This is a genomic window from Bacteroides sp. AM10-21B (genome assembly GCF_003472565.1).
Classification (GTDB): Bacteria; Bacteroidota; Bacteroidia; order Bacteroidales; family Bacteroidaceae; genus Bacteroides; species Bacteroides propionicigenes.
In genome coordinates, this window is the sequence record NZ_QRME01000010.1 from 93,891 (window position 1) to 120,177 (window position 26,287).

Below are 26,287 nucleotides of genomic sequence, written 5' to 3' on the forward strand. Positions count from 1 at the left end.
CTGCAATCAACAGGTCTGCTTTTTTTAATCAGAACGGATAGCCAATAGCGAAATGCAAGGCAAGGCTATCCTTGAACTTAGGAATATTGTAATATCCCGATTTACCGGTTTCATACGGGTCGTGCAAACCGACTCCGCAATCCAGACGGAAAACGAGAAAATCCATATCATAACGTATACCTGCCCCCGTGCCCAAAGCCACCTGTTTGGCAAAATTCTTCAAGGTGAATTCACCGCCGGGACGTGAATCGTCCTTACGCATCAACCACACATTACCTGCATCCAAGAACACCGCTCCATGCAAGTCTCCGATGATACGAAAACGGTACTCTACATTGGCCTCCATACGTATGTCGCCCACATGATTGATGAAAGAATACTTGCTTTCCTTATCCGGAGCATAACCGCCCGGACCTATACTGCGGGCGGAAAATGCACGTATGCTATTAGCGCCGCCGATATAGAATTGCTCTGTATAAGGAGCCGACAACGCATTTCCATACGACCATATCACCCCGCCGGCAATACGTGAAGCAATCATCTGGTTCTTATCAATCTTATAATGATAACGAAATTCACTGTTCACCTTTAAGAACTGTGCAAAGGGCACACCCAACAGTTTTTTATCTTTTTCGCTGAACGGTTTTCCGAATATGCGATAGATACACGAAGTAACATTACCTGCCGAACCTACCGTTGTCTGCCACCAAATAGGATTTCGCACTTGGCTTATGGACGCATTATCGTAAGTATAGGTATATTCCATGGCAGGAATAAACTGGTCGCGCAAGCTGACATAAAGCGCCGGGTTATCTGCCTGCAATTGCTTGAAGGCCTCTGTGGGATTACGAAGCACGTTGAATGTCAACTTAAACGGTGTGAAGCTATGCTTGCTCGTGCGTTTGGGTTGGAAATCATAGGTGGCGCTTCCCCCGAATGCCAGAAGTTTATAATACTTGGCACGATTCAGCTGGTCGATATACAGTTTAAAAGTTGTCATGGCCGGAAAGTCATACTCTCTGTCACCAAAACGAGGAAAGACTACACGCGGAAACATAAGCGAAGTTGACAGACCTATTTCGTAGCTGTTCATTAACGAAGACCTATCCTTTCCGGTCTGCCACTCGTATGAACCATCCAACTTGACATTCCAAGACTCACCACCCCCGAAGACGTTATTCTTCGTTACAGTAAACGAGGCTCCCGGACCTGTCTGATTATTACTTTTCATCTTCACGTTGAAGTCCAATTCAGCATCATAAGGTTTGTCCAAGGCTGCATGTATATTTACATCAAGCGTATCACATACAAAGGTTGTATCACGCGGCGTATATCTCATTTCGAGATAGCGGAAGATACCCACATTGTTCAAGCGTTCTTGAATACGGGTCTGGCGATACAAACTATACATATTCTGCATGGAGCGCCGCTTCGAAATGCCCGTACTGTCCTGTACCTGGCGTTTTTGCCGATAAGCATGATAGTTCAGCCAGCGGTAAAGCATATTGGGGCGTACCCGCAATTTGTCATGATAGTAAATATGCAGACCTTTATAATCTATGCTATCATTAGGCATCTGCCCTTGTTTGCCATAAAGATAAAAAGATTTCTTTCCCACAAAAAACGGTTTCTCCGCCACAGCAGGCATGCCGGCAACGGGCACCATACGCATCGCCACATGACCTCCCGGCACTTGGGTCGTATCTGCCTGATACGTCAAATATTCAGGACTGAAATAATAACACCCCACATTACGCAACAGGGTACTGATACGTGTACGTTCCCCATCGAGGTCGAGCACATTGAACTGCTCTCCCGGACTAATCAGTGAACGACGACGGCTCATATTCATAATACGTAATGTACGTTCACTGAAACCATGATAGAAAACCGTATCTATATAATAGGGATTACGCATATCCACCGTATACTGTACTTTCGCTTTCAGAGAGTCTTTCGGGTCAACAAAAGTACGGTAACTGACCTTACCATTAAAATAGCCATAGTCACGCAACAGGTTGGCAGCCGCCTTCTGACGAATATCAGGATTGACAGCGGACATCAATACCGGCGTAGCTGCAAAGGTATTGAATACCCATTTGCCTAAACCTTTCTCGTATTTCACAAATCCGTTATATATCCACAGTCCTAAAGGGAACGGATAACGTATTCCAAATATAGAGTTGTTAGGAGCTTTATCCAAAGCGGCATTCACTTCTTCCAAAGCAATTTCTCCAACCGGAGTGGACTTATAATTCTCTACAATCGTCTTCTTCTGTCCCACATACAGCACTTCACCTTCGGGCAGATGTTTAGTAGTGGAACAGGCTGCCAAAAGGATTACACCTATTATATATAGTATCAGTCGTTTCATATCGTTCATTACTTTTCAGATTAATGCCGTCATCTCTTCTCTTCGGTCTCCACCGGTTTCTTCTTTTTCCTGAAAAGGAAAAGCTCACTCAAGCGATCCATTTTACGACGAAGCACCATACCTACACCGGTTTCGGTAATCTCGCCATCGAGTACGCTTTCATAGTTTTTATTATGGAAGACACGGACATAACGAGTGCCGGATTTGTCCAGCCTGTATTCCAAAGACACATTGTCTATAAACGATTCCGCATCATTAGTGGCATTAGCTCCCGTAGACACCTTACCGCCAATAACAATCTGTACTCTATCATTGAAGAGACGCTGCGAGTAACGGAAGCTGATGTCTTTCTGCGTATCGCCTGTTTCCGCAGCCGTACGGTCTTCAATCCCCATTGAGAAGCTGGCATTGACGCTTTGCAGGGCGGAACCTGCCAATGAATTAATTTGACTTTGCAATACACTGTTCAAAGCGCTGCCCATCGTCAGTCCGGCACCTTTGGCACCACTGTTCAGATAGACGCCCGTAGCCATCATGGCAATCGCTTGTTTACTCCGTTCTTCAGCACCCATTGCCTGCAACTCATTTTCGATGGTGGCATCATCAGGCGCCGAGATGTCAAATACCAATTCCGGAGCTGTCATCTTGTTCTTTATGGAGATAGAGACATCAAAGTTCACCATACGTGTACCGCCGTCGTCACCGTCAGCCACCGAAGCACGCAAGCGTTCCGTTGCCTTCAAGTTCAGTGTAGGATTCATCGGATCGCCCCGCCAATCCACATAACTGCCACTATTTATCTGAAAATCTTTCAGAGGTATAACAGGCAAGGAGTATTTCAAGATACCGCCTGAGAGAGTATAACGTCCGGTAAGGTTCAAGTCGCCCTGAGGGGTGTATTGCAGATTCAGGTTACCACCGCCTTCCAATTCAACAAACTTGCTGCGGTCGGTACTGAGGTCGGCACGCAAACGCACCGCATCATCAATATGTACGGTCATTATCATATCCATACCGCCCAAAGACATGACCGGGGCTTCATCCGTATTCACCGAAGTTGTATCGGCAAAGGAAGTGAAAGTAACCAGCCCGTCCAAGCGGTCTTCCACAGCCAGCGGCGAATCTGTCCACACATAAGTGGCATTTGTATTTCCCAACAGATTCATATTACCACGCATAGTCAGAGCATCCAAAGGTCCCCGCACCGTAGCATTCAAGTCAACAAAAACTTTACCATAAATCATGCTTTCGCGAGTACGCGGCGCATCCAGTAGAGTATAGTTTTCTGCCTTCAGCTTCAAGTCCGCCGTAGGACGTTCCAAATTACGGAAGTCAACCTTTCCGTCAATCGTAAAAGGATTCTTACTGGTGGTATAGATAGCAAACTTATCAAATATCAGTTGGTTATCCTTAATCTGCACCGGACGTTCATCAAACCAGTAACGAGCTCCTGCCTGACGTGCATATACCGACACACTGTCCAGCGTAATATCTCCGTGCATCTTGGGTTTATCCAATGGCCCGTAGATGTACATTCCGCCGTCAAGGTCACCGGTAAAGGAAACCATCTGATCCGGAACAAAAGCATTGGCTATCTTCATCGGGAAATGTTCAAAAGTGGTAGTTACTTCCAATGTATCCCTACCATTTTTTTGCGTCAGTATACCGTCGGCAGTCAGCACTTCCTGATTATCATAACTGAAATATGTATTTAAATAATGTGTAGCCCCTTTGTCACCCGGCAACCATGTAGCACCCATGCCAATGTCTCCCACGTGCTGACGTTCGTATGTCAATTCATCAATATTGGCTTCGGCAGATACCTGCAAGGAGGTAGCCGTCTGTATATACTGAGCTTCTGCGGAGAACAGGCCGGTCAACCGCGGCATATAAGGAAGAACCTCACTCAACTCACCCAACTGGAAACGGCTTAATTCCACATTCATATTCTGCAATGAGATGCTGTCGTTCTTATCCGACTGCATACGGAAGGACAAACCATTGTCACTGTCCATATCAATATTGGCATAGACGCGCATATTCTTATGCAGGTAAACCCAGTTGCTTTTATCCACAAAATGGAATTTACGATACGCAATAATCGGTTCGGCAGGCGTAAGATTGAGCAATACCCCGTTGCCCTTGCCATGTCCCTCTGTCAATGGGCGGGCATTAATACCAAACAAGACTCCGGTCTGCCCCTCGCCGTCCACATAGTTCACTGTCAGTTCGGCATCTTCACTACGAACCTCACCGGTGAGCGTACTACGGAATACGAACTGTGGATTCTTCGGTCCATTAATCACACCGCTTTGCAACACCATGCGTGAGGTATCCTGCCGAACTGCAAAGAAGACTGTGTCCAGTTGCAACGAATCCACCTTCAACCCATGTACAGCTGTCCGTCCGTTGATGCCCCGCGTCGGAGTAAACCCGAAACGAAGAGTAAAATCATGGAACGCCACGTCCTTTGTTTTTAAGAAATAACTGACCGGATTAGACTGTCCCGCCGTCAACTGCATACCGGCTGACGGCAGCACCCGCCTCAAAGCCGCATGATCCAATTTCCTTTCGTCTATCTGCTTCATAAGAATGGCAACAAACTCATCCGACTGTTCCAACAGTTCTTTCAAAGTACTGCGGGCCCGGAACTGCAGATTCATATCACCGGCGTCCATTCTTAACTTAATGGAGTCATGGCGTGCCTCCGCACCTAAATTAAACGCAAACGGATGCTCTAAAGGTTCGGATGCTACTCCCAGTTTATGCAAGTCCAATTCTTCCACATTCACGGTCAGCTTACCGTCCATATATTTACGGTCAAGGCGCATATCCGCCTCAGACTGCATTTTCAATAAAGTATTATCACTCGTCAGGTGCACGGAGGCTACCGATGACTTTAAGCCTGCATTCAAATCCACACCCGATATATTCCAGCGGGCATATTGCAGTTCGGCCAGTTTGGCTTCTACACGAGCTATTGTTTTATGGGAAGCAATATCCACTCCTTGCCCTTTGGCGGAGACTTGAGCCGTAAGTGTATAAATAGAATCTTTGGGCAAGAAATGATGGAGTTGCAAAGCATCTATCGCAAGGTCGGCATGATAGGCCTCGGTGGCCAAGTTGTAGGCAGCATCCAAATTCAAGCTGCCTTCACCTTCCTTTACTTTCAGAATGGCATTGCATTGTGGTCCGTCAAGCCCGAGACGCGCCATGAGATTCATGCTGTCGGGTACAACGATAGACCCGTCGGGTGTTACTCCGGTAAGTCCGGTAAGGAAATTGAGGTCCTGCGTCTGCATTTCAAAGTCGAGTTCTCCGCTACGCTTCAAACTATCTGTAAGATTCCACAATTCACCGCCGCCACTTAAATAGAAAGCGCCCGGCAGTTCGGCTGTGAAACGGGAAATCTGCATTTGCTTCAGATTTCCTTCCGTACCGGCATGAATTACCAACGGACGGAAAGGATAAGCATCCTTAAAGGTTTCGGGCAATCCTCCGGCAAAGAGCAGCACATCCTGCTTGCCGATATTGGCATTAAAGCGGGCGGACAAATGTCCGGTGGTAGGTATATCTACGAGTTTCCAATAGGTTTGCGCCGTCAGATCCATGTTGCTGTGCGGGGTCTTGAGTTGCAGATAAGGCACACGGATAACGGTTGAATCGGCAAACAGACGGCCGGTCAGAGAAGTCACACTCAGTCCGGAACGGTCATACATGGAGAATTCACGAATAATGGCGTTCATATCACGACCGCAAGCCATTACCGAATCAATGCCGATGCGAATATCACGCAAAGCAATATGTGAAGCGTCAAAACCTTCTATAGGAGCAGCTGTACCCGAATCATAATTCACAGTAGTACCCGTAAGGGCAAACTTCCTCCAACCATAGCGCTGACGTTTAAAGTCGGCATTCGCATCTTCAATGCTTGCATCACCGATATTGGCAGCCAAAGCCATAGAATCGAGCGGCATCTGCAAATCTACCGAAACATTTTTCAGTTTCAAATCATGCAGGGCTATCTTCCAGTTTACGACGGTTTCAGTAGTATCTTTCGGGGCTTCGGTAGTGTCCGCAAGCATTACTTGCATATGGGTATTACTCAGCTCCACACTATTCAATACGGCATTTTCTCTCTTCAGGTCAATGCCATGACTCTCAAGGAAGAACCGTCCAAGCGTTCCCTTTATATGCATACCCTCCAGCAGATTGGAAGAATTTACGGCAACCTCTTGCAAGGTTATATTATCCACCTCTACCTTGCCCTGCAATAAAGGCCATACCTGCACACTTATGTTCAAACTTCCAAGATTCAGCAAAGTATCGGGATGTTGAACATCAGCGGCGGCGTTCTCCGACTGCACCACCTGTACGCCACGTACAAGCAAGTTCAAAGGGAAGCGAAGATCAATTCGTTCTACGGAAATATTCATGCCCGTAGCGTCCGATGCTATTGCAATAGCTTGCTTCCGTATAAAATTCTGTACGGGAGGCACGTAAAGCAATATCATCACTATTACAAATAGGATAATAGGAGTGAGCAGCACCCAAAGTGCCCCCTTTAACCATTTTCTTCTCATTGGAACGTTAAGCTGTCATCTATTAAAAGTTGTACAAAGTAAACAATTAATTTTGAGATAAAGTTCCTAAAGAGTAAAAATACTGCGCTATACCGGTGTTTATGGCTACTTATCCGAATCTGTATGGGTCTGTAAGCGGATAATATCCTCAATGAAAGCAAGCGACCGGAGTGCCCGTTGCTTTTGTTCCGCAGTAAAGGAGACGCCTCGCAGACCTTCCAATACTTTAAGTTCCTCTACCAGCTCCGCAGCCCCAATCAACGTAAAAAGAGGAATCATTTTATGTGAAACGGCAGCCACCTCGTCCATATCAGCTGCATCTACCGCCTTCTGTAAGCGTTCGGCATTAAGGCGGCTTTCGGAAACAAAGCTTTCAAGAATGGAGTGTGCAGCTTCAGGGTCATCGCCAGAGAAAGCGGTAAGCGCCGAGAAGTTATACGGATGATTTGGAGATGAAGCCTCAGCAGTGCCTCCCGCCACTTCTTTCCCTTGCCGGGCAGCTTCTTGCCCGAAGCCTTCCGTATTCAATTCGCGGAAGAGTTCCGCCATCGTAAACGGTTTGTGCAGGCAACCGGCAAAGCCATATGCCTTGAACTCCTCCGGCTTCATATCGCTACGTGCCGTAACGGCTATCACAGGGATAGTTTGTGCCTGAGGAAGATTCGATGCACGCAACAGTTTCAGCAAGTCGAAGCCGTTTATGGCCGGCATCTGCACATCCGTGAGCAACACATCAAAGGTATCGGAGCGCAAAGCATCCAGCAATTCATCCAGTTGCATACACGACACCGAAACGATACCGCTATGTTGGAGCATGGCTGCAGTAAGTGTAAGTTGAATACTATCGTCGTCTATGAGCAGTACCCGAAGCGAGGGTTGTGGAGATGCGGATATTTCCTGCGCTTTCTCACCCGCACCTTCCGATACGCGTACAGGAAACAAAGGCACACGTAGCGTGAACGTACTTCCTTTGCCCGGCACACTATCCACATCAATCGTCCCCTCCAGCAATTGTACGAGCATACGCACAATGGATAGCCCAAGTCCGAATCCCTCTTTGCCCTGCGCACCGGGCAGACGGGTAAACTCTTGAAATATCCGCTCCTTGTCGGCAGGTTCCATACCTTTGCCCGTATCGGCGATGGCAACGACCAGCCGACGATTTTCGTAGCGTGCCGTCAACATTATACTGCCCTCGTCCGTAAACTTCACAGCATTGGAAAGCAGGTTATTGATAATCTGGCGAAGCCGGAGCGGGTCGCTAATATATGTGCTCTCCAGTTCGGGAGCAATATCGCAATGCAGTTCCAGTCCTTTGGCAGAGGTCAACGGCTTAAAACTGACATGAATCTCCTCCAACAAACGGGCAGGGTGGAAAGTAACCCGGTTTATCTCGGCTTTATGAAGATCGAGCCGATGAAAATCAAGCAAATCAACCACCAGTTTCAGCAGGTGCTCCGAAGAGGTTTTCATATTGTCCAAGTAGAAACGTTGCCTTTCGTCCACCGTCAGACGGGAGAGCAAGTCGGCATAGCCCATGATGGAGCCGAGCGGCGCCTTAAAGTCATGGGTAATGGCAAGCATCATCTTCTCCCGCGTAGCCAGCAAGTCTTCGGCACGACGGCGGGCCTCTTCCAATTCGCGACGATAGCGGTTGCTGCGCGTGATATCGCGTCCTATTATTATCAGGAAAAAGACAGAAAGCAACACTGCCCCCACTGCAATGCCGCTGATTATCTTAACGGAGTGGCGGCGCACGGATTGCTGATATTCCGCTTCTTCACGGGCACGTTGTAAGGTTTCCTGTTCATAACCTTTCAACAGGCTGTCTATACGTGCAGTCAGCATCTTGTCCATACGCTGCAAAGTACGCCTGCGGCGTTGTACAACCGCACTGCTTTCTTTCTTCTGCTGCGCCACGGCGCGTAGTTTTTCCTGAAGGGAATCCACCGGATTATAGATATCAATCACCGTATCCGTGGCATATTCAAGGGAAGTCTTCACTTGGATGGCGGTATCTTTTTTGGGCGGCACAAACACCTCTCCCAAGCGGCGGAAGAAGCCTTTTTTCTTGGGTTTGGTGACCACAGTGTCACGATGCGTTATAATGCGGTGTTGCACGCGTCGGTTGGTAACCACCGAATCTTGCTGGGTAGCGATGATGTTCTCTATCTCGCGGGTGGACACCATACTATCGTTCGTCTCGCTCAACACACGCAGCATATAAATCGTATTTTCATCCTTCTCCCGGAGCAGGGTGATGAGACTGTCCGTCCAGTGCACATCCTGATTATCGGAAAGCATAAGATTCTCCATCTCCCGATGCACAAAGAACAGGGAAAAGAACAACACTCCCAACAACAGAGTGTAGCCGACAGCTATCTTTACTTTCGATACGCTATTCATCATTAAAAAGATTCCACCTTCTTTCCCGTTTTATAGCGGAAGCGCAACCACAGCATCAATCCGGCACTGGTCAGTCCGAACGGGAAAGCCATCCAGACGCCGACCAATCCCCAGCCCAGTACAAAACCGCAAAAATATCCTACGGGCAAAGATATAATAAAATAAGAAATAAACGCAATAATCATCATCGGCTTTACATCCGATATGCCTCGCAGTGCATTGGCAAAGTTGATTTGTAATCCGTCACCAAACTGATAAATCAAGAAAGGGAAGAATAAAGACGCTACCAACGCCGAAGCCTCGGCACTGTCCGTAAACCAACCGCCCACTTGTCCGCGCATCACAAAAACAATACTCATCAGAACTATCTCCATAGCCATTATCAGGTGGAAGCCAGCATAGGTGGAACGGCGTACGTTCTCCATGTCGCCCTGCCCCTTGAAGTTGCTGACACGTACCGCTACCGCTGCGCCCATACCGTAGTACATCATAAAAGTGAATTGCGAAATAGTCAGCATAATCTGATGGGACGCCAAAGCGATAGTTCCCAGCCACCCCACCATGATAGCGCTAAGGCTGAAAGAAGCCGTCTCCATTCCCATTTGCAACCCGACGGGCCAGCCCAGCGCATTGAGTTGCCTGAACACCGGAAGCGACCACCCCATACGGGAGAACCCGACCCGGTAACGGATGAAACGGCGGCCGCGAAGCACTATCAGCGCAAAGACCACAACCATCATAATACGTGAAAATAACGTGCTGATACCCGCCCCCAACAGTCCCAACTCGGGAAAGCCCAACTTACCGTTGATAAGAATATAGTTGCCTATGATGTTCAGGCCATTCCCGCCCAGCAGTATCCACATGGCGGTCTTGGTATCTGTTATGCCATCCGTAAATTGCTTGAAGCCGTTGAACAGCATAACGAAAACCAACGAAGCAAGCAATACCAGATAATAAGGTTTTATCAATGGTAGCAACTCCTCGGGCTGCCCCAGACGTTCCACGTTGAAGTAGACCACCGTCATGATGAGAGTAAGGAGCAACGCCACCAGTACATTCGCCACCAGACTGCAACGCAATGCCTGCCCCGCTTCGGCAAACCGACGATTGCCGTAAAGACTGCCCACAATAGGTGTCAGTCCGTAGCTGAAACCGGTACTGAAAATGATGCAAAGCGTAAATACATTGTTTACAAAAGAAGCCGCACCCAGTTCCTCCGTACTGTGATGCCCAATCATCAGGGTATCTGCAAAACCGAGAATAATTACACCCACCTGCCCGATAACAATAGGAAGCCCCAAAAATATCAACGCTTTATAATGCTGTTTATAGCCGGCTATTAAATTCATCATCTTACTGTCTAAAATTTATTTCAAAGGGAAAAACTAACAGTTTTAAAGGCATAAGGGAATGTAGGAAACTTTTGTTTCATTTATCACTCTTATAATATAATACCACGGTATTGTTTTCGCAGAAGCTACGCTGCGCCACAGTATACAGCTGCTCTGTCGTAACAGAACGATAACGCTCTACTTCGAGGTCAATATCTTCCGCCTTTCCCGTCAGTTCAAACCAAGCAAGGTTTGTGGCTACATTCAGGTAATTGATATTGCCGAATATCTGGGTGGATTCAAACTTATTCTTGACCTTCTCCAACTCCTGCTCACCTACCGGAGACTGCCGCAATTCTTCCAATTCCTTGCGGACAGCCGCTTCCGCCTGTTCCAATGACACACCTGCCGCAGGTTTACCGCTGATTTGCAGCAACCCCGCATCACGCGTGCCGCTGATGTATGCGTCAATACCGGAGAAAATGTTCTGTTCTTGCACCAAACGACGGTTTAAGCGACTGGAACGCCCGTTACTGAGAATATCGGACAATATATCGAATGCATAATAATCGGCACTCTCACGACTGCACATATGATAACCCATGAACAAGGCATCCAGCGGCACATTTCTTTCTACCGTCAGCCTGCGTTCCTGCGTCTGCTCCGGCTCTTGCGGCAATCGCCTCACCGGAACGTCTCTCCGCGGAATGGCAGCAAACCACTTCTCGGTAAGCCTAACAGTTTCATCCCATGAAATGTTTCCCGTCACAGCCAACACGGCATTGTTCGGAGCATAGAAGCGATAGAAGAAACTCTTTACTTCGTCCAGTGTAGCCTGCTCTATGTGCGAAAGTTCCTTGCCGATAGTGGGCCAACGGTACGGATGTACCCGGAATGCCAGCGGACGGAGCAAATGTCCCACATCACCGTACGGCTGGTTGAGACAGCGCTGTTTAAACTCTTCCATTACCACACCGCGCTGCACTTCGAGGCTTTGCTCGCTGAAAGCCAGCTCCAACATCCTGTCGGACTCCAGCCAAAAGGCTGTCTCCACATTCGGTTTCGGAACAGTAAGGTAGTAATTGGTTATATCATTATTTGTCCAAGCATTGTTTTCTCCCCCCGCCAGTTGCAAGGGCGTATCATAATCGGGAATATGCGCCGAACCGCCGAACATCAGATGCTCAAACAAATGGGCAAAACCGGTATGTTCGGGATGCTCGTCGCGCGCACCGACATCATAAACTATGTTCAACGCCACCATTTGCGTACTGGTATCTTCGTGATGTACCAGCCGCAGGCCGTTGGAGAAGCAATGCTTATTTATCTTCATTCTTTATTAATCAATCACAGTCACCTTTTTAATCTTCACATCCTCTTCCGGACGGTCACTGCGGTCTGTCTTCACTTGTTGAATCTTATCTACGATATCCATGCCCTCAACCACTTCGCCGAATACGGTATATTCGCCGTCCAGATGCGGCGTGCCGCCAACAGTAGTATAAGCCTTCACCTGCTCCGGCGTGAAACGGAATTCCGGTTCGTTGGCTACCTGAGCCTCAGCCTGCGCGATGAGTGTATCTTGCAGATTCATCAATCCCTCCTGATCTCCGTCCTTACGCATCTTGTAGATTTCCTTCATATGCTTCTGCGCCAAAGCATTGAAAGCATTGTTCAGGCGTGCCTGGTTCATCTGATGTTCCATGCCGAGAAGCGTGGAGTCGTTATACACCTTTCCGGTCACGATATAGAACTGACAGCCGGATGACTCCTTATTCGGGTTCACATTATCTCCCTGACGGGCAGCCGACAGCGCACCTTTCTTATGGAAGTATTTAGGATAGACAAACTCCGCAGGAACAGTGTATCCCACATCACCGGCTCCCAGCATCTTGCCTTTCGGAGCATTCTTCGATTCGGGGTCTCCCGCTTGTATCATGAAGTCCTTGATGACGCGGTGAAACAGAGTACCCTCATAAGTACCGTCCTCGGCCAGCTTGATAAAGTTATCGCGATGCTTCGGCGTCTCGTTATACAATTTCACGATGATGTCACCCGCACTTGTTTCAATCTTCAACTTCGTTTCTTTTTCCATATTTCCGTCTTTCTTTTGTCCCGGTTTGCAGGCCGTCAGACCGCAAGCCAGTATAGTTAATAATACAATGAGATTTCTTTTCATCTGTCTTTTTGTTTAATTTAAGTCTGCAAATATACTAAAATCGAACAAAACGATTTACCTTTGCATCATAAAAGAGATAAAAAGCAGAAGGGATGAAATCCATATTAATCGTAGAAGATGACATCACTTACGGTATGATGTTGAAAACATGGCTTGGCAAGAAAGGTTTCCAAGTCAGTTCGGCCAGCAGCATATCCCGAGCCCAAAAGCATATTGAAAACGAAACAGTAGACTTGATACTGTCCGACTTGCGCCTGCCCGACCGTGACGGCATAGACTTGCTGAAATGGCTGGGAGAACATTCCTTGCATATACCTCTTATCATCATGACGGGCTATGCCGATATACAATCCGCCGTGCAAGCCATGAAACTGGGTGCGTGCGACTACATCGCAAAGCCCGTAAATCCCGATGAGCTATTGAAGAAAATGGATGAAGCCCTGAAACTCTCATCCGCTGTCTCAAAACAGACCATGCGTTCACCCCAAACAGATGATACGTTTGCCTCAAACAGACCGTCAGTTTCACCCAAACAGACCATGTATTCCGAGAGCAACAACAATCCCTGCCTGAAAGGCGCAGAAGGCGCTTCATCCGACTATCTGGAAGGCGAAAGCGATGCTGCCAAACAACTTTATAACTATGTAAATCTGGTTTCTCCCACCAATATGTCCGTCCTCATCAACGGAGCCAGCGGAACAGGCAAGGAGTACGTGGCACAACGCATCCATCAGCTGAGCCGACGCTCAGAACAGCCGTTCATAGCCATTGATTGCGGAGCTATTCCCAAAGAACTTGCCGCTTCCGAATTCTTCGGTCATGTAAAAGGTTCTTTTACCGGTGCGCTGACCGACAAAACCGGTGCATTCGTAGCTGCCAACGGCGGTACTATCTTCTTGGATGAAATAGGAAACCTCAGCTATGAGGTACAGATACAATTGCTTCGCGCCCTGCAAGAACGTAAAATACGTCCTATCGGCTCTAACAAGGAGATACAGGTAGATGTGCGCTTAGTATCCGCCACCAATGAGAATCTGGAACAGGCCATCGAGAAAGGTACATTCCGCGAAGACCTCTACCATCGCATCAATGAATTCACCCTGCGTATGCCGCAGCTGAAAGACCGCCGCGAGGACATCCTTCTCTTTGCCAACTTCTTCCTTGACCAAGCCAACCGTGAACTGGACAAGCATCTCATCGGCTTTGACGAGAAAGCGTCCAAAGCCTTATTGGAATACCAGTGGCCGGGCAATCTGCGCCAGATGAAGAATATCGTCCGCCGAGCCACCCTCTTAGCTCAAGACAGGTTCATTACCCTGAACGAACTTAGCGAACTGCAAAATCAGGTTACTCCGTCTGCCGGTATGCCGCTCCGCAACGAAGAAGCCGAAAAGCAGCAAATCATCGAAGCCTTGAAACAGACAGGTTACAACAAAAGCCGCGCCGCACAACTACTCGGCATAGACCGAAAAACACTCTACAACAAACTTAAACTATACGGAATAGAACTGTGATTGTGGAAAAACTCTACACTCCATTCCACACTTTCCACACATTTCCACACATTTCTACGATGTGCCATCCCGCCACTGCAACATTAGCATACTAATTATCAATCCCTTATCACTCCCTTGCTAATTTTGGCACATCATTTGAAGTATAGTTTATGTGGACATCAAGTCCACAGTAGTATTAAAGCAAAATCTACCTAAACTAAGACTGAACCAAATATAAACCTATTAAAGCAATTGAAAAACAAAAAGATTAGTATTAGTAGCAGCCCTGTTTATGTTTGTTTGTGACGGATAGTTCTTGGTCTGAGCACAGTTGCAAATGGCCAAGAGCATCCAAAACACAACTTGAAGTGGCCGAATAATAGTAAGCGCACTAACAACAAAAAAGCCGTTTCCTCCTTGTCTATTCCGGGAAACGGCTTTTTTGTTATCTTTCATTTACCAATGTCTTTCCGGGTAAAGGTCATTCCACCATGCCGGACTGTCCTGCAACCAACGTGCAAACCATGCCATGATAGAGTTGTGCCATAGCTCGCGCTTGGGATAATCACTGATGAAATGGTTCTCGCCATCCACCGTTATAAACTCCACCGGCTTGCCCAATATCTTCAACGCATTGTACAACTGGATGCTTTCGCCGACAGGCACATTCGTATCGACCGTACCGTGCAGCAACAGCAACGGAGTCTTGATTTTATCCGCATTGAACAATGCCCCGTGTTTTGTAAACAGGTCGGGATTATTCCACGGATAGCTCCCGGCAGCGGCAACGGAGTTATAGGAATAGCCCCAATAGCCCTCGCCCCAATAACTGGTCACGTTGCTGATGCCTGCATGCGAAACGGCAGCGGCAAACAAGTCCGTCTTTGTCTGCAAGTACATCGTCATGAAGCCGCCATAAGATGCTCCGATGCAACCGATACGCTTGTCGTCGACAAACGGATGAGCAGCGCAAAATTTCTTCGTTCCCTCGATAATTTCATCAGCGGTACGTTCTCCCCATGCGTTGACATGGCGGGCGGAGAATTCCTGACCGTAACCGATAGCTCCGCTGGGCTGGACAACATAAACCACATAATCGCGTGATGCGAACAGCTGCGCACAATAAGGGGAAGTAATGCCGCGTGTGGTAGGTGTAGTCCCGCCATAGTAATAAACGATAAGCGGATATTTCTTATTCGGGTCGAAAGACGGCGGCAGGCATATCATGCCTTTTATCTCCGTACCGTCTTCCGCCATAAAGTTCCATTCCTTCATGGCGCCCATATCTATTTTATCCAAAACGGGCTTCATCGGGTTGGCAAGCAAGACAGACGTTTTCTTCTTCACATCGTACGTATAGGCAACTCCCACACTGGTATTTCCACCACCGACATAGGCGGCAACCGTAGGATTGTGTTCCGCCAAATCGAAGGAAGAAATCACATCTTCCTGAAGCGGCAGCATTTCAAAGCTGCCCGTCTTCGGAACATAGCGGTAGATATGTCTGCAATCTTCGTCCGTTGTATTGAAGTAAATACAACCGTCGACACGGTTCCACTGCAAGAAGTCAACGGCGGGATTAAAATCGCGTGTGATAGGACTGCCCTTTTTCGTGGCTTTGTCCACAATGAATGCCTGGGTATCAAAATCATTGGCGACAGGATGCCCGCCGCAATTCTTCCCTATTCCGTCAAAAGCCATCGGACTGCCTATTACCAAAAGCTGTCCACCGTCGGGAGAGTAAGCCGCTCTGTTGACATAGGGGTCCCATGCCACCAGCGTATCCACCTGCAACGTAGCCAAATCGACCTCGAAGATGGAAGTGAGGGAGAAAGGACACTGAGTGATATTCGATTTAGAGGTGGAGCACAAGAGTTTCTTGCCGTCAGAAGATATGTCATTCAGATAGACGGCATGGCTGCCATAAGTGAGTCGTTCGGAGAGGCCTGTTGCCGGGTCGTACTTAACAAGATAGTTACGGGAACGCGCATCGGGAATACGGTCGTCGGGATGCAGCAGCCGTTTCAAAGGACCGCTGACCGCTTCTCCCTTATCATCGGGAGAGTAGATAAGATAGTCTTCTGCGGGCGACCATGCAAAATATCCTTCGGGAACATCCTTCAGCAGCACTTCCTCGCGCATGGTAACCGGGTCGAACACCACCAAATCATTCCGTTGCCTGCCGGTTGCAGTATAATAGAGCTTATTACTGCGGGGCATCCAGCGCATTTTCTCATCGGCAGCGGGCAGTATCACCCTGCCTGTCTTCAGTTCAGTCAGCTCACAACGTGTCCTTGAACGTTTCAACGAATAGTTATCCGCATAGCAGGTAAGCAGATACTTGCCGTTCGGAGAGAGACTGACCGAACGCACGCGGCTTCCGAAAGCCGTATTGTGCAGTGCGAAACGTCTTTTCAAATCGGGTGCAATCCGATAGCCGACATCGGCAAACTCCTTATCTTTCTCAAACTCGCACTTCAATGCGGGAACGGCCTTATCAGCAGCCGTCGACAACAATTTAACGACTATCTCATAATCCGCTTCCGGCTCCAGACGCAAACTGAGTACCGAAGGGGCAACCTGCGACAAGCTATCTTCCGCAGTCGTTTTGGATTGCTTGGAAACGCCATTCACAAACACCTCGAAACGCGCGGGAGAGTAAATACTCAGCTTTCCTTTCATAAAGCGTTCCGCACGCAGGTTGGTGGCAAACAGATAGAACAGATTATCCTTATCCGCTTTCTCCACCCGTACATAGCCTGCGGTATCTGCCGCTATGCGTTCGTAAGGACGTCCGTCGAAGTCAAGGCTGATGTCGGTCTTCAGCAGGTTATCGGTCGTGAATTTCTCTCCTGTAAAGTTGATGCTGTCCCCCTGAATAGGAGTACGCACCGCAACGGCAGGACGTACATTGTATTCGGTCACTTTATCCTGCGCCCGGACTGCAAACGCTGCAAGCAGGGACAGTCCCGAAAGAATCAGAATCTTTTTCATTGAATTTGTTATTAACAGATTATCAAATCATTTCAAAGCCATTCCACAGATTGCCGGCAGGAACAGGGGCTTCCACCTCTATCAGTTCCTTGGACACCGGATGTACAAAGCGCACAAAGCGCGCATGCAGGCAGATGCTTCCGTCGGGGTTGGAACGGGGAGAGCCGTATTTCAAATCTCCCTTAATGGGACACCCCATCTTTGCCAACTGGCAACGTATCTGGTGATGACGCCCCGTTTTCAGGTCTATCTCCAGTAAACAGTAGTTCTGTGACTTGGCTATGAGCCGATAATGCAAAATCGCTTTCTTGCTGTTCGGCACTTCCTTATCGTAGGCATAACTCTTGTTTTGCTTCTCATTACGTACCAAATAGTTCACCAGCTCGCCTTCCGGCTCCCGAGGCTGGTTCTTCACCACTGCCCAATAGGTTTTCTTCACCTCGCTGTTCTTGAACATCTCGTTCAGACGGGTAAGCGCCTTACTGGTTTTGGCAAAAACAACAAGACCGCTTACGGGGCGGTCCAGACGGTGCGTGACACCGATAAAGACATTGCCGGGCTTTTGGTATTTCTCCTTGAGATACAGCTTTACGGTCTCCGAAAGCGGCGTATCGCCCGTTTTGTCTCCCTGAACTATCTCGGAAGCGGTCTTGTTTACTATAATGATATGATTGTCCTCGTATACGACAGTCATTTATTCAGTAATTTGGATGTTACATATTCATACCACCGTCTACCTGAATCACCTGTCCTGATACATAAGAAGACATATCAGAAGCCAGGAAGGTAGCAATGTTGGCAACGTCTTCGGGTGTACCGCCGCGACGCAAAGGTATCTTCTTGCACCATTCGGCCTTTACTTCTTCGGACAGGGCATCTGTCATGGCTGTCATGATGAAGCCCGGAGCGATGGCGTTGGCACGGATGCCGCGAGAGCCCAGTTCTTGTGCGATGGACTTCGCCAATGCAATCATACCGGCCTTGGAAGCAGAGTAGTTGGCCTGGCCTGCATTGCCGTGAACACCTACTACGGAAGCCATATTGATAATGCTTCCGGCTTTCTGGCGCATCATAATCGGAGTACAAGCGTGAATGAAGTTGAAAGCTGATTTCAGGTTCACGTTGATAACCATATCCCATTGTTGTTCGGTCATACGCATCATCAAACCGTCGCGGGTGATACCTGCGTTGTTTACCAGAATATCAATGCGACCGAAGTCTGCATGGATAGCCTCTACCACCTTGGCGGTATCTTCAAAGCTTGCCGCATTGGAAGCATATGCTTTGGCTTTTACGCCCAACGCTTCGATTTCCTTTGCCGTAGCTTCAGCATTTTCGTCAATCACCAAGTCGGTGAATGCTATATTAGCTCCTTCTTGAGCGAACTTTAATGCGATAGCCTTACCAATGCCGCGAGCGGCTCCGGTTACAATGGCTGTTTTTCCGTCTAATAATCCCATACTGTTTTTAAATTATTGATTAAATGTTTTTATGTTCTATGCAGTGCGCCAAACACAAGGTTGACAACGTATTTGTCGCGGGTCTCATCATCCAGCTTTGCACCGATATGGCCGCGGATATAGGGCACTTCAATCCCTTTTACACAATAATGCACCAGTTCGGCGGTCATGTCGATATCGTCTATTCTGAACACGCCTTTCTCCACTCCTTCGCGCAATACCTCCTTAAACAGCAGTATCTCCTTGGCATCAAAACGCTTTCGCACCTTTTCTACCCGCCAAATGTCACGAAAGAAATTAGCCCGAAGCGTACCGTTGCGGAATACCACCTCTTTCACTGCGTCCAGACGTGTGTATATCATCTCAATCATCTTCTCGTCCGGCGATATGTCTTTCTCCGCCACACGCTTCATCATGTCCGAAAGCATATCCAACTCCGATTCGACAACAGCCATATAAATATCTTCCTTGCTCTTAAAATAGGTATAAAGCGTTCTCCTACCTTTTTTAGAAGCGAGGGCAATATCATTCATCGTGGTATTCTCAACACCCATTTTAGCAAACAACTGACGGGCTACATCCACTAATTTAGCTTTTGTCTTCGATACGGCCATAGACTAATTGCACATTGCTTAATAATTTGTGCAAAAGTAAGACATTTCCGCATATATCACAAACAAAAGCGCATTTTATTAACAATCAAGCTGAATGGCGGATGGAAGATGTTCTCATTTTATCAGACTATTTATCAGCCGATTATGTATATTAGTACATTTTTTATGAAAAATAATTCGGCTTTTATTTGCACATTCAAATAAAAGCCGTACCTTTGCACCCACAAAACATCGCGGAGTGGAGCAGTTGGTAGCTCGTTGGGCTCATAACCCAAAGGTCGTCTGTTCGAGTCAGGCCTCCGCAACTAAAAGAAGATCGCTAATTCAGCGGTCTTTTTTCTTTTTATTCCCTTTTCAGACAGAAAGCGAGGCAAGAATATTCTCTATTTTGATATACATGATAATCCGTTTTGACGTATATCAAAATGAGTTATGATATACATCAAAACAGGTCTTTGCAGGCTGAATACTTCTTGCACAAGTAGTGATAGGTTGATAAAAAGAATGAGAGGAGCTAAGAATCACTCTCCACTCCTCCCGACACGACAAACAACTAAAATTATTGCTATTTGATGCCGTCCAACGCCTTTTTAGCTGTGGCATTGGTGGGGTCGATAGCCAGAATTTTATTCCAATACTCTTTTGAAGCCGGATAATCGCTCTTCAGCAGATAGTAGTATCCCAGATAACTGTAACACTCAATCAATGCAGAGTTATACCTCGGCTCGTTCTTTGCCAGTAACATTTCCGCCACCTTCTCATAATAAGGTTTTGCCAGTCCCTCGGTAGTCTCCGGGTCCATGGCGGAATGGGTACGGGCACGCCACATATCACCCAAGTAGCTGTCGGGAGCTTGTCGGGCAACCAGCGCAAACACAGAGTCGGCAGCCTGCAATGCCGCTACACGGTCGGCAGGCCGAACGGAGAGCGTATCCGAAGATGTACCCTGACCGTAATAGAGACGTCCAAGCTGGAATAGTGCTTCGGGCGTCTTTTTGTCTTGACTTAAAGCATCATAATACTTTTGATAGGAGGCGATGGCCTGTGCATAGTCATTCTCCAATTCGTACGCATCGGATATCTCGCGCCAGACATCAATCTGGCTACTATCCTGTTCGAGCGCTTTGCCATACGCTGCAATGGCTTGGTCGTACTTCTCCAAGGCACTCAGCAGGACTCCGTAGTAGCGGTAGTCCAAATACGAATAGTCGGCATTGTCCGAAGCGTTAAAGAAGGCATTGGCAGCTTGCTCCGCTTCATCGTAGCGTTTCAGGTCGGTGTAGTTGTACATGGCCAGACGGTTGAATACCGCATGACGTCCGTTCTTCTGCAAACCTTTCTGAACCACTTGCAGTGATTTCTCAAAATCATGGTTCAGGAACAGGGCAAAAGCATACTTCAATATATCATCTTCCGTAGCAACGGGAGTGTCTATGAACTTGGCATAGGTTTCTGCCGCCTTGCCGAAACGGTTGGTGGCGTAATACACCCCGGCAAGTTCTTTATCGGCTTCCGGATAGTCCGGAGCCAGTGCTTTCAGCTGTTGCAGCTTGTCGATAGCTTGTGAGGGGCTTGCCGTTTTATAGGCCCGTGCATACTTCAGATAGGCTTCCTTGCAATCGGGATTAAAGTAGATGGCCTGTTCGTAAAGTTGGCAGGCACGCCCTACATCCTTTCCTGCAAGCGCAATGTCTCCTTCCAGTACAGACACGCTTGCATCCTTATTGTCTGCCTTTTGGGCTAATTTCAGATAGTTTTCCGCTTCTGCCCGCTTACCGGCATCCAGATAGGCGCGGGCTACGGAGACAATCAGTGATACATTTTTCTTGTTTTTCCCTTTCAACAACTCTCCGGCTGTTTCGGATGCTTGTTCGGGATTTGTCTTTATCAGGCTTTTTACTTCATCTACCCCTGCCTGCCATTCGGGCACAGGCGTTTGTGCGGCAAGCGTACCGGAAAACAGCAACGCTCCCATACAGAATAATAATTTACGTTTCATGTCAGCATTCATTTTAGTTATTCATCTTTGACGTTTACCACACGCACCGGTTGGGTGGCGGGTACTAATCCCGACTTCAATATAATCCGCTGTCCCCGGTCGGAAGCGAGGAAGGAAGCAAAACCCCACGGGAGTGCACTCCGCGGATCATTCAATAGAACATAGATGCTGCGTGCCAGCGGATAATCACCGTAGAACAGATATGCCTGATAAGGCTTGTAACTGTCGGCCGGCGTAGCCTTGTCGGCAGCGCTGACAGACATTACCCGCACTTCCTTACTGAAAGAAAGTCCCGTACTGTCGTTGCGGTCGCTCAGCCAGTTCACCCCGATTACGCCCATTGCATCCGGCGTACGTGCTACGTAGTCCATGACTTCCTTATTCGTTTTCAGTGCCTTCACTTGACTTGAAAGCGGTGCTCCTCGGGCTATGGAGTCCACAGCAAAACGTACAGTACTGGAATTCTTGTTATCGAATACCAAGTGAATATCTCCCAAACGGGATGAGGGATAAATATCTTTCCACTGCCCGGCATCCCCGGTAAGAATACGGCGGAAGTCCTTCACGCTAATCAATGTATCCGGATTATTCCGATTGGTGATTAATGCCAGTCCGTCCGTGGCAATCTTTATCTCTTGCGGGAAGAACTTGCGGCTGTTGAAGGAATTCATCTCTTCCGGAGTCAGCCTGCGGCTGGTTATAGCCAACCGCAAACTGTCCTTGAGCAAAAGGTTGACGGCTTCCACTTCCGTCACGTAACGGGGCACAATTCCCGCCAAAGGAAACAAACCCTCGAACACATCTATCTCTTCCTGCACAATCGGCCGGAAACTTTCGTCGGCGGCAATTGCTATGACGCCGGAAGTATAGGTATCCGTCAGTCCGTCCTTGGACTTTTGCCGACAGGCAGAAGCCAGAACCAGCATTACTATCAAACCTGAAAGCTGAAGTTGTTTCACCGTTTTCATAACACACAATTTACTGCAACCTAAAGACAATAGGAACTGTATATTTCACAGACACCGCCTTACCGTTTTGCTTACCGGGTATCCATTTGGGCATCGACATTATCACACGTATAGCTTCCTTGTCGCAATAAGGGTCAAGGGTCTTTACAACTTTGACATCCCTTACACCACCATCGCTACCTACCACAAACTGGCAGATTACCCGTCCCTGAACACCGTTTTCCTGCGCAATCGTCGGATACTTCAAATTGTTGGCAATGTATTTCATCAATTCGGTCTGACCACCGGGGAAGGTAGGCATCTGTTCCACCATATCGAAAACTTTCTCCTCTGCCACAGGAGCTTGTGTCACTACCTGTTTCAAGTCGGCAATATCCTTTCCGTTGGCTTCATCGTTGCCTTTCACGTCGGCAATGGAGATGGCAACCTTCGTCTCCGTCAGCTCGGTCTGGCTCTTGATTTCATCCTCATCCCTCACTTCTTCATCTTTCTTGATGACAGGAGCAGTGAACTTGATGGAACTCTTCAAAGCCGGCGGTGGCGGAGCAACAGGCTCTACTCGCTTCATCTCTTCCTGTTTCACTTCCGGTTCTTCCAACTGCGACAGAGTGGTAACCTCGGTCATCACCTCCTTTTGCTTCGGGGTAGCCATCTTTATCAGGGTGGGAATGCTGAAGCCTATCAGGGCTATCACTATCACCAGTATCACAGCTATATTGTGGCGGCGTGGAGAATCCTCACGCATCTTATAGGCGCCGTACGCTTTATTCTTGCCGTTGAATATAAGGTCACACCATTCCAAAGAACTTAAATCTACTTTAGCCATATTCTTCTGTTTTTAGGTGTTATTATTCGGCAATATTCTGCGACAGCTCGCCTTTGCTTTCATAGTTCTTTATCAGGAACCGGTCGGCATCGGCAATATCCGTTATCACATACTTACCTATATTACATATCTGCATTTCATCGAGGGCATCAATCAGATTCTTATACGAGGCTGCGTCGGTAGCCTTGATGATAACCGTCGGCGTATCTTTTCCGCTCTTTATCTCGGAAAGCTGCTTACGGAAATCGTCTTCTGATATTTTAAGTTCCAGTTTTTGCTGCTTCAGTTTGTTCACCTCATTTACAGCAGTCCTATTACGTCTCAAGAGCATAGCCCGCAAACCGTCAGCCTGATAGGAAGTCTCCTTCAGTGAGGTGTAGTCTTTATAGTTGGGCTCTCCTTCGTAGTAATACAATTTATCGTCATCTCCCAGCAACAGCGTGATAGCCTGCGACGCTTTCACTTTACTTTGCTGTTCTTCGGTGATGCTCTTGTCATTGCTCGGCATACTTATCTCCATTGTCTGAGGTTTGCTCAGTGAAGTACACAGCATGAAGAAGGTAATCAGCAACATATTCATATCCACCATCGGCGTGAAGTCCACCCGGACGGTCATCTTCTTTTGTTTACTTTTTCCACCTTTCTTATTACCGCTTTCTTGTATTTCAGCCATAATGTTTCCTTTCGTTAGTCTTCAGATGTGGTCTTCAGGGAAGTAATCAGGTTATACCGATTCTCTCTTAAGTCCTGAAGTGAGTTCATAACATTCTTGATTACGGAATAAGGAGTATCAGCATCTGCCTTGATAGCAATACGCAAATCGGAATTCGTGGCACGGGCATTTCGTACCCAAGCCTTGAACTGATTATCGATACTGTCGGTAGGTATCCCCTCATTCTTTAACACAGCGTCCTGCCGGTCTTGCGGCAAACTGAGGAATTTCTTCATGCTCTTCATCGGCACTCCGAAAGTGGATGCCAGCATAAACGTCTTTGTTTCCTCGGGAGTAAAGGTCACTCCGTATTCTTGCCCCATAGCTTCCAGCACATTGCGCAAATCGGACTGCTTGTCCAGGCTCATAAATACTTTTCCGTTCGGGTCAACCAATATTTGGAGAACGTTCGTTTCCGGTATCTTAATCTCGGAAACGGATGCCGGAGTGGTTACCTGTACCGGTTCTTTCTTCACAAACGTAGAAGTCAGCATGAAGAAAGTAAGCAACAATACGGTTACGTCACTCATGGCAGTCATGTCGATGAACGTACTTTTCTTTTTTATTTTCGCTCTACCCATAATTATCAAATTAAAAATTGAGAATTAATAATCGAAAAATCTCACATCTCAATTTATTTATGTGTAGCGGCAAAAGTCTGCACAATGGAGAAACCAACCTCATCAAGGCTGTAAGTCAACTTATCAATCTTGTTGGTGTAATAGTTATAAGAGATAACCGCCAAAGCACCCGTCAAGATACCGAAAGCTGTATTAATCAAAGCCTCGGAAATACCTTGTGACAATGCCATAGAGTCCGCACTGCCTCCGGCAGCCAAGGCTGCAAACGAACGAATCATACCGATAACCGTACCCAGCAATCCCATCAATGTACCCAAAGTGGTGATAGTACCGATAATCGGCAAGTTCTGTTCCATCATCGGCAGCTCCAATGCGGTAGCTTCTTCCAGTTCTTTCTGGATGGCAAGCAACTTTTGGTCCTTGGCCAATTCCGTATCATTCTCCATTTCGGCATATTTCCTTAAAGTTGCGTTTACCACATTGGCTACAGAACCGCGTTGTGTATCGCAAATCTCCTGAGCCTTCCTCATATCACCTGCAGCCAGCGCAGCTTTGATATTGGCTACGAACTTCACTAAAGAACCTTTACCAAAAGCGGCGCGAATAGCAATGTAACGCTCGATGCTCAGAGCAATAACGGTAAGCAAGAGAGTTTGGATTACCGGAACAATAAATCCACCTTTATATATAGTACCCAAGAAATTTCCGGGCAACGGGTGGTTATTCGGGTCATTGTTCATGAAGTTGGAAGGATTTCCAAGAACAAAATTAAAAATAAGTACGGCAATGATAAAACAAATTACGATTACCCAACCGGCGGACTTGATACCTTTAAAAGAGGCTGCTTTTTTTTGAGTTGTTTCCATGATTAAAAGTTTAATTGTTGGTATTAAAATTGATTTTGAAAATAAAGCGTAGGGGTATAACTTCCCTCTTACGGACCAATAGGGCGTAATTCATCCTTGCAACCTCATTCAGCACATATGCACACACAGGTCACCTGCTCTCACTTCCTTTCACAATCAAAGAAGGAAGAAAAAGGGGGAAATTAAAAAAGGAAGTTAGTGGCTAAATCAAAATCCGCCGAAGCGTATAGATGTAGTAATCACTACCCGTCACTGCATAGTACGGGTCTTTATCTGAAAAGTATTGTTTGGTCCTGCCATGTACAAGTAAGTTTTCATGGTTGGACAATATCAGGAATATATTTCTGAGGAATATGTTATCCTCTATCACTCTGCGTATGCGCTGTTGATTAGAAGAATAAATTTCCGAAACAGGCTTAATGCCCAATTCAACATCTGCTGTCCATGAATATTCGGTATCGGCAAATCTTGAATTGTCCTGCTTTAAATTTTTAGATGAAGTAGACGAACATGAAGACAAAGTTGCAGAAACCTCACAAGTTTCGGCAGACTTTATACAGACTTTGGCAAAGTCAGCAGCTTTCCCACTCATACTGCAAGTGAGTATCAGTAGCATACTAATCCAAAATGTCTTTACAGTTGTTTTCATGTCATTCTATGAGTCTACCTAATAAACATAAACCGATTGCAAAATGTTCGCTGATTAAAGTTCTTATTATACCTTCTAATATGTAGTAAAGATACAAAAAAGAATGGAATTACAGAATAAAACGGTAAGATAATTATCTGGTTTTAAGCACTTTTAATCATTGCAACAATCCTATTTCCAAAGAGATAAAGATCAAATGCAAGTTCTTAAAACGAATAAAGCCCCCGTATCATCCGATACGGAGGC

19 protein-coding genes and 1 tRNA gene are annotated in these 26,287 nt (G+C 47.1%); 2 read left to right on the forward strand and 18 right to left on the reverse strand.

Annotated elements, in window-relative coordinates:
• Positions 1–28: 28 nt before the first annotated feature.
• The 6 genes from DW121_RS13655 to DW121_RS13680 form a co-directional block, all read right to left on the reverse strand.
• Positions 29–2,374, reverse strand: a complete 2,346-nt coding sequence (locus DW121_RS13655) for a BamA/TamA family outer membrane protein (protein ID WP_117713001.1) — start codon at positions 2,372–2,374, stop codon at positions 29–31.
• A 29-nt stretch (positions 2,375–2,403) separates the two neighbouring features.
• Positions 2,404–6,957 (reverse strand): translocation/assembly module TamB domain-containing protein, encoded by a 4,554-nt coding sequence (locus tag DW121_RS13660; RefSeq protein ID WP_118324097.1) that lies wholly within the window; start codon positions 6,955–6,957, stop codon positions 2,404–2,406.
• A gap of 105 nt (positions 6,958–7,062) precedes the next feature.
• Complete coding sequence (locus DW121_RS13665; RefSeq protein WP_117713000.1) at positions 7,063–9,363, reverse strand: ATP-binding protein; 2,301 nt, start codon at positions 9,361–9,363, stop codon at positions 7,063–7,065.
• A gap of 2 nt (positions 9,364–9,365) precedes the next feature.
• Positions 9,366–10,718: an MATE family efflux transporter gene (locus DW121_RS13670; protein ID WP_117712950.1), complete on the reverse strand. Its 1,353-nt coding sequence runs from the start codon at positions 10,716–10,718 to the stop codon at positions 9,366–9,368.
• A gap of 76 nt (positions 10,719–10,794) precedes the next feature.
• On the reverse strand, positions 10,795–12,030 hold the full coding sequence (locus DW121_RS13675; protein ID WP_117712949.1) for a M16 family metallopeptidase: 1,236 nt from the start codon (positions 12,028–12,030) through the stop codon (positions 10,795–10,797).
• 6 nt (positions 12,031–12,036) lie between these two features.
• The gene (locus tag DW121_RS13680) at positions 12,037–12,876 is read right to left on the reverse strand and encodes a peptidylprolyl isomerase (RefSeq protein WP_118324099.1); all 840 of its coding nucleotides are present in this window, start codon (positions 12,874–12,876) and stop codon (positions 12,037–12,039) included.
• A 92-nt stretch (positions 12,877–12,968) separates the two neighbouring features.
• On the opposite strand from DW121_RS13680, the gene DW121_RS13685 reads away from it, so the two are divergent.
• Positions 12,969–14,390, forward strand: coding sequence for a sigma-54-dependent transcriptional regulator (locus DW121_RS13685; RefSeq protein ID WP_118324101.1), 1,422 nt, complete (start codon positions 12,969–12,971; stop codon positions 14,388–14,390).
• 225 nt (positions 14,391–14,615) lie between these two features.
• On the opposite strand, the gene DW121_RS13690 is transcribed toward DW121_RS13685, so the two are convergent.
• Genes DW121_RS13690 through DW121_RS13710 form a run of 5 tightly spaced genes read right to left on the reverse strand, consistent with a single transcriptional unit; the run spans position 14,616 to position 19,440 of the window.
• Complete coding sequence (locus DW121_RS13690; RefSeq protein WP_117712946.1) at positions 14,616–14,828, reverse strand: hypothetical protein; 213 nt, start codon at positions 14,826–14,828, stop codon at positions 14,616–14,618.
• Positions 14,829–17,366: a prolyl oligopeptidase family serine peptidase gene (locus DW121_RS13695; RefSeq protein WP_118324103.1), complete on the reverse strand. Its 2,538-nt coding sequence runs from the start codon at positions 17,364–17,366 to the stop codon at positions 14,829–14,831.
• A 22-nt stretch (positions 17,367–17,388) separates the two neighbouring features.
• On the reverse strand, positions 17,389–18,060 hold the full coding sequence (locus DW121_RS13700; RefSeq protein ID WP_117712944.1) for an RluA family pseudouridine synthase: 672 nt from the start codon (positions 18,058–18,060) through the stop codon (positions 17,389–17,391).
• Positions 18,061–18,079: 19 nt separating this feature from the next.
• The gene (gene fabG, locus DW121_RS13705) at positions 18,080–18,826 is read right to left on the reverse strand and encodes a 3-oxoacyl-[acyl-carrier-protein] reductase (protein WP_117712943.1); all 747 of its coding nucleotides are present in this window, start codon (positions 18,824–18,826) and stop codon (positions 18,080–18,082) included.
• Between the two features lie 29 nt (positions 18,827–18,855).
• Positions 18,856–19,440 carry a TetR/AcrR family transcriptional regulator gene (locus DW121_RS13710; protein ID WP_117712942.1) on the reverse strand — a complete coding sequence of 195 codons (585 nt, stop codon included), beginning with the start codon at positions 19,438–19,440 and terminating at the stop codon, positions 18,856–18,858.
• 232 nt (positions 19,441–19,672) lie between these two features.
• On the opposite strand from DW121_RS13710, the gene DW121_RS13715 reads away from it, so the two are divergent.
• Positions 19,673–19,745, forward strand: a tRNA-Met gene (locus DW121_RS13715).
• Positions 19,746–20,005: 260 nt separating this feature from the next.
• On the opposite strand, the gene DW121_RS13720 is transcribed toward DW121_RS13715, so the two are convergent.
• The 7 genes from DW121_RS13720 to DW121_RS13750 form a co-directional block, all read right to left on the reverse strand.
• Complete coding sequence (locus DW121_RS13720) at positions 20,006–21,451, reverse strand: tetratricopeptide repeat protein (RefSeq protein ID WP_118324105.1); 1,446 nt, start codon at positions 21,449–21,451, stop codon at positions 20,006–20,008.
• A gap of 5 nt (positions 21,452–21,456) precedes the next feature.
• Positions 21,457–22,407, reverse strand: coding sequence for a PstS family phosphate ABC transporter substrate-binding protein (locus DW121_RS13725; RefSeq protein ID WP_118324107.1), 951 nt, complete (start codon positions 22,405–22,407; stop codon positions 21,457–21,459).
• 10 nt (positions 22,408–22,417) lie between these two features.
• Positions 22,418–23,233: an energy transducer TonB gene (locus tag DW121_RS13730; RefSeq protein WP_117712939.1), complete on the reverse strand. Its 816-nt coding sequence runs from the start codon at positions 23,231–23,233 to the stop codon at positions 22,418–22,420.
• A gap of 22 nt (positions 23,234–23,255) precedes the next feature.
• On the reverse strand, positions 23,256–23,909 hold the full coding sequence (locus DW121_RS13735) for an ExbD/TolR family protein (RefSeq protein WP_117712938.1): 654 nt from the start codon (positions 23,907–23,909) through the stop codon (positions 23,256–23,258).
• Positions 23,910–23,920: 11 nt separating this feature from the next.
• Positions 23,921–24,526 (reverse strand): ExbD/TolR family protein, encoded by a 606-nt coding sequence (locus DW121_RS13740; protein WP_117712937.1) that lies wholly within the window; start codon positions 24,524–24,526, stop codon positions 23,921–23,923.
• A 53-nt stretch (positions 24,527–24,579) separates the two neighbouring features.
• The gene (locus tag DW121_RS13745) at positions 24,580–25,392 is read right to left on the reverse strand and encodes a MotA/TolQ/ExbB proton channel family protein (RefSeq protein WP_117712936.1); all 813 of its coding nucleotides are present in this window, start codon (positions 25,390–25,392) and stop codon (positions 24,580–24,582) included.
• Positions 25,393–25,594: 202 nt separating this feature from the next.
• On the reverse strand, positions 25,595–26,041 hold the full coding sequence (locus DW121_RS13750) for a hypothetical protein (RefSeq protein ID WP_117712999.1): 447 nt from the start codon (positions 26,039–26,041) through the stop codon (positions 25,595–25,597).
• Positions 26,042–26,287 lie beyond the last annotated feature (246 nt).

Bases quoted from the DNA above. Each gene is read 5' to 3' on its own strand.
- DW121_RS13655 (WP_117713001.1), bottom strand. From the start codon at position 2,374: ATGAAACGACTGATACTATATATAATAGGTGTAATCCTTTTGGCAGCC.
- DW121_RS13660 (WP_118324097.1), bottom strand. From the start codon at position 6,957: ATGAGAAGAAAATGGTTAAAGGGGGCACTTTGGGTGCTGCTCACTCCT.
- DW121_RS13665 (WP_117713000.1), bottom strand. From the start codon at position 9,363: ATGAATAGCGTATCGAAAGTAAAGATAGCTGTCGGCTACACTCTGTTG.
- DW121_RS13670 (WP_117712950.1), bottom strand. From the start codon at position 10,718: ATGATGAATTTAATAGCCGGCTATAAACAGCATTATAAAGCGTTGATA.
- DW121_RS13675 (WP_117712949.1), bottom strand. From the start codon at position 12,030: ATGAAGATAAATAAGCATTGCTTCTCCAACGGCCTGCGGCTGGTACAT.
- DW121_RS13680 (WP_118324099.1), bottom strand. From the start codon at position 12,876: ATGAAAAGAAATCTCATTGTATTATTAACTATACTGGCTTGCGGTCTG.
- DW121_RS13685 (WP_118324101.1), top strand. From the start codon at position 12,969: ATGAAATCCATATTAATCGTAGAAGATGACATCACTTACGGTATGATG.
- DW121_RS13690 (WP_117712946.1), bottom strand. From the start codon at position 14,828: ATGAAAGATAACAAAAAAGCCGTTTCCCGGAATAGACAAGGAGGAAAC.
- DW121_RS13695 (WP_118324103.1), bottom strand. From the start codon at position 17,366: ATGAAAAAGATTCTGATTCTTTCGGGACTGTCCCTGCTTGCAGCGTTT.
- DW121_RS13700 (WP_117712944.1), bottom strand. From the start codon at position 18,060: ATGACTGTCGTATACGAGGACAATCATATCATTATAGTAAACAAGACC.
- fabG (WP_117712943.1), bottom strand. From the start codon at position 18,826: ATGGGATTATTAGACGGAAAAACAGCCATTGTAACCGGAGCCGCTCGC.
- DW121_RS13710 (WP_117712942.1), bottom strand. From the start codon at position 19,440: ATGGCCGTATCGAAGACAAAAGCTAAATTAGTGGATGTAGCCCGTCAG.
- DW121_RS13720 (WP_118324105.1), bottom strand. From the start codon at position 21,451: ATGAATGCTGACATGAAACGTAAATTATTATTCTGTATGGGAGCGTTG.
- DW121_RS13725 (WP_118324107.1), bottom strand. From the start codon at position 22,407: ATGAAAACGGTGAAACAACTTCAGCTTTCAGGTTTGATAGTAATGCTG.
- DW121_RS13730 (WP_117712939.1), bottom strand. From the start codon at position 23,233: ATGGCTAAAGTAGATTTAAGTTCTTTGGAATGGTGTGACCTTATATTC.
- DW121_RS13740 (WP_117712937.1), bottom strand. From the start codon at position 24,526: ATGGGTAGAGCGAAAATAAAAAAGAAAAGTACGTTCATCGACATGACT.
- DW121_RS13745 (WP_117712936.1), bottom strand. From the start codon at position 25,392: ATGGAAACAACTCAAAAAAAAGCAGCCTCTTTTAAAGGTATCAAGTCC.
- DW121_RS13750 (WP_117712999.1), bottom strand. From the start codon at position 26,041: ATGAAAACAACTGTAAAGACATTTTGGATTAGTATGCTACTGATACTC.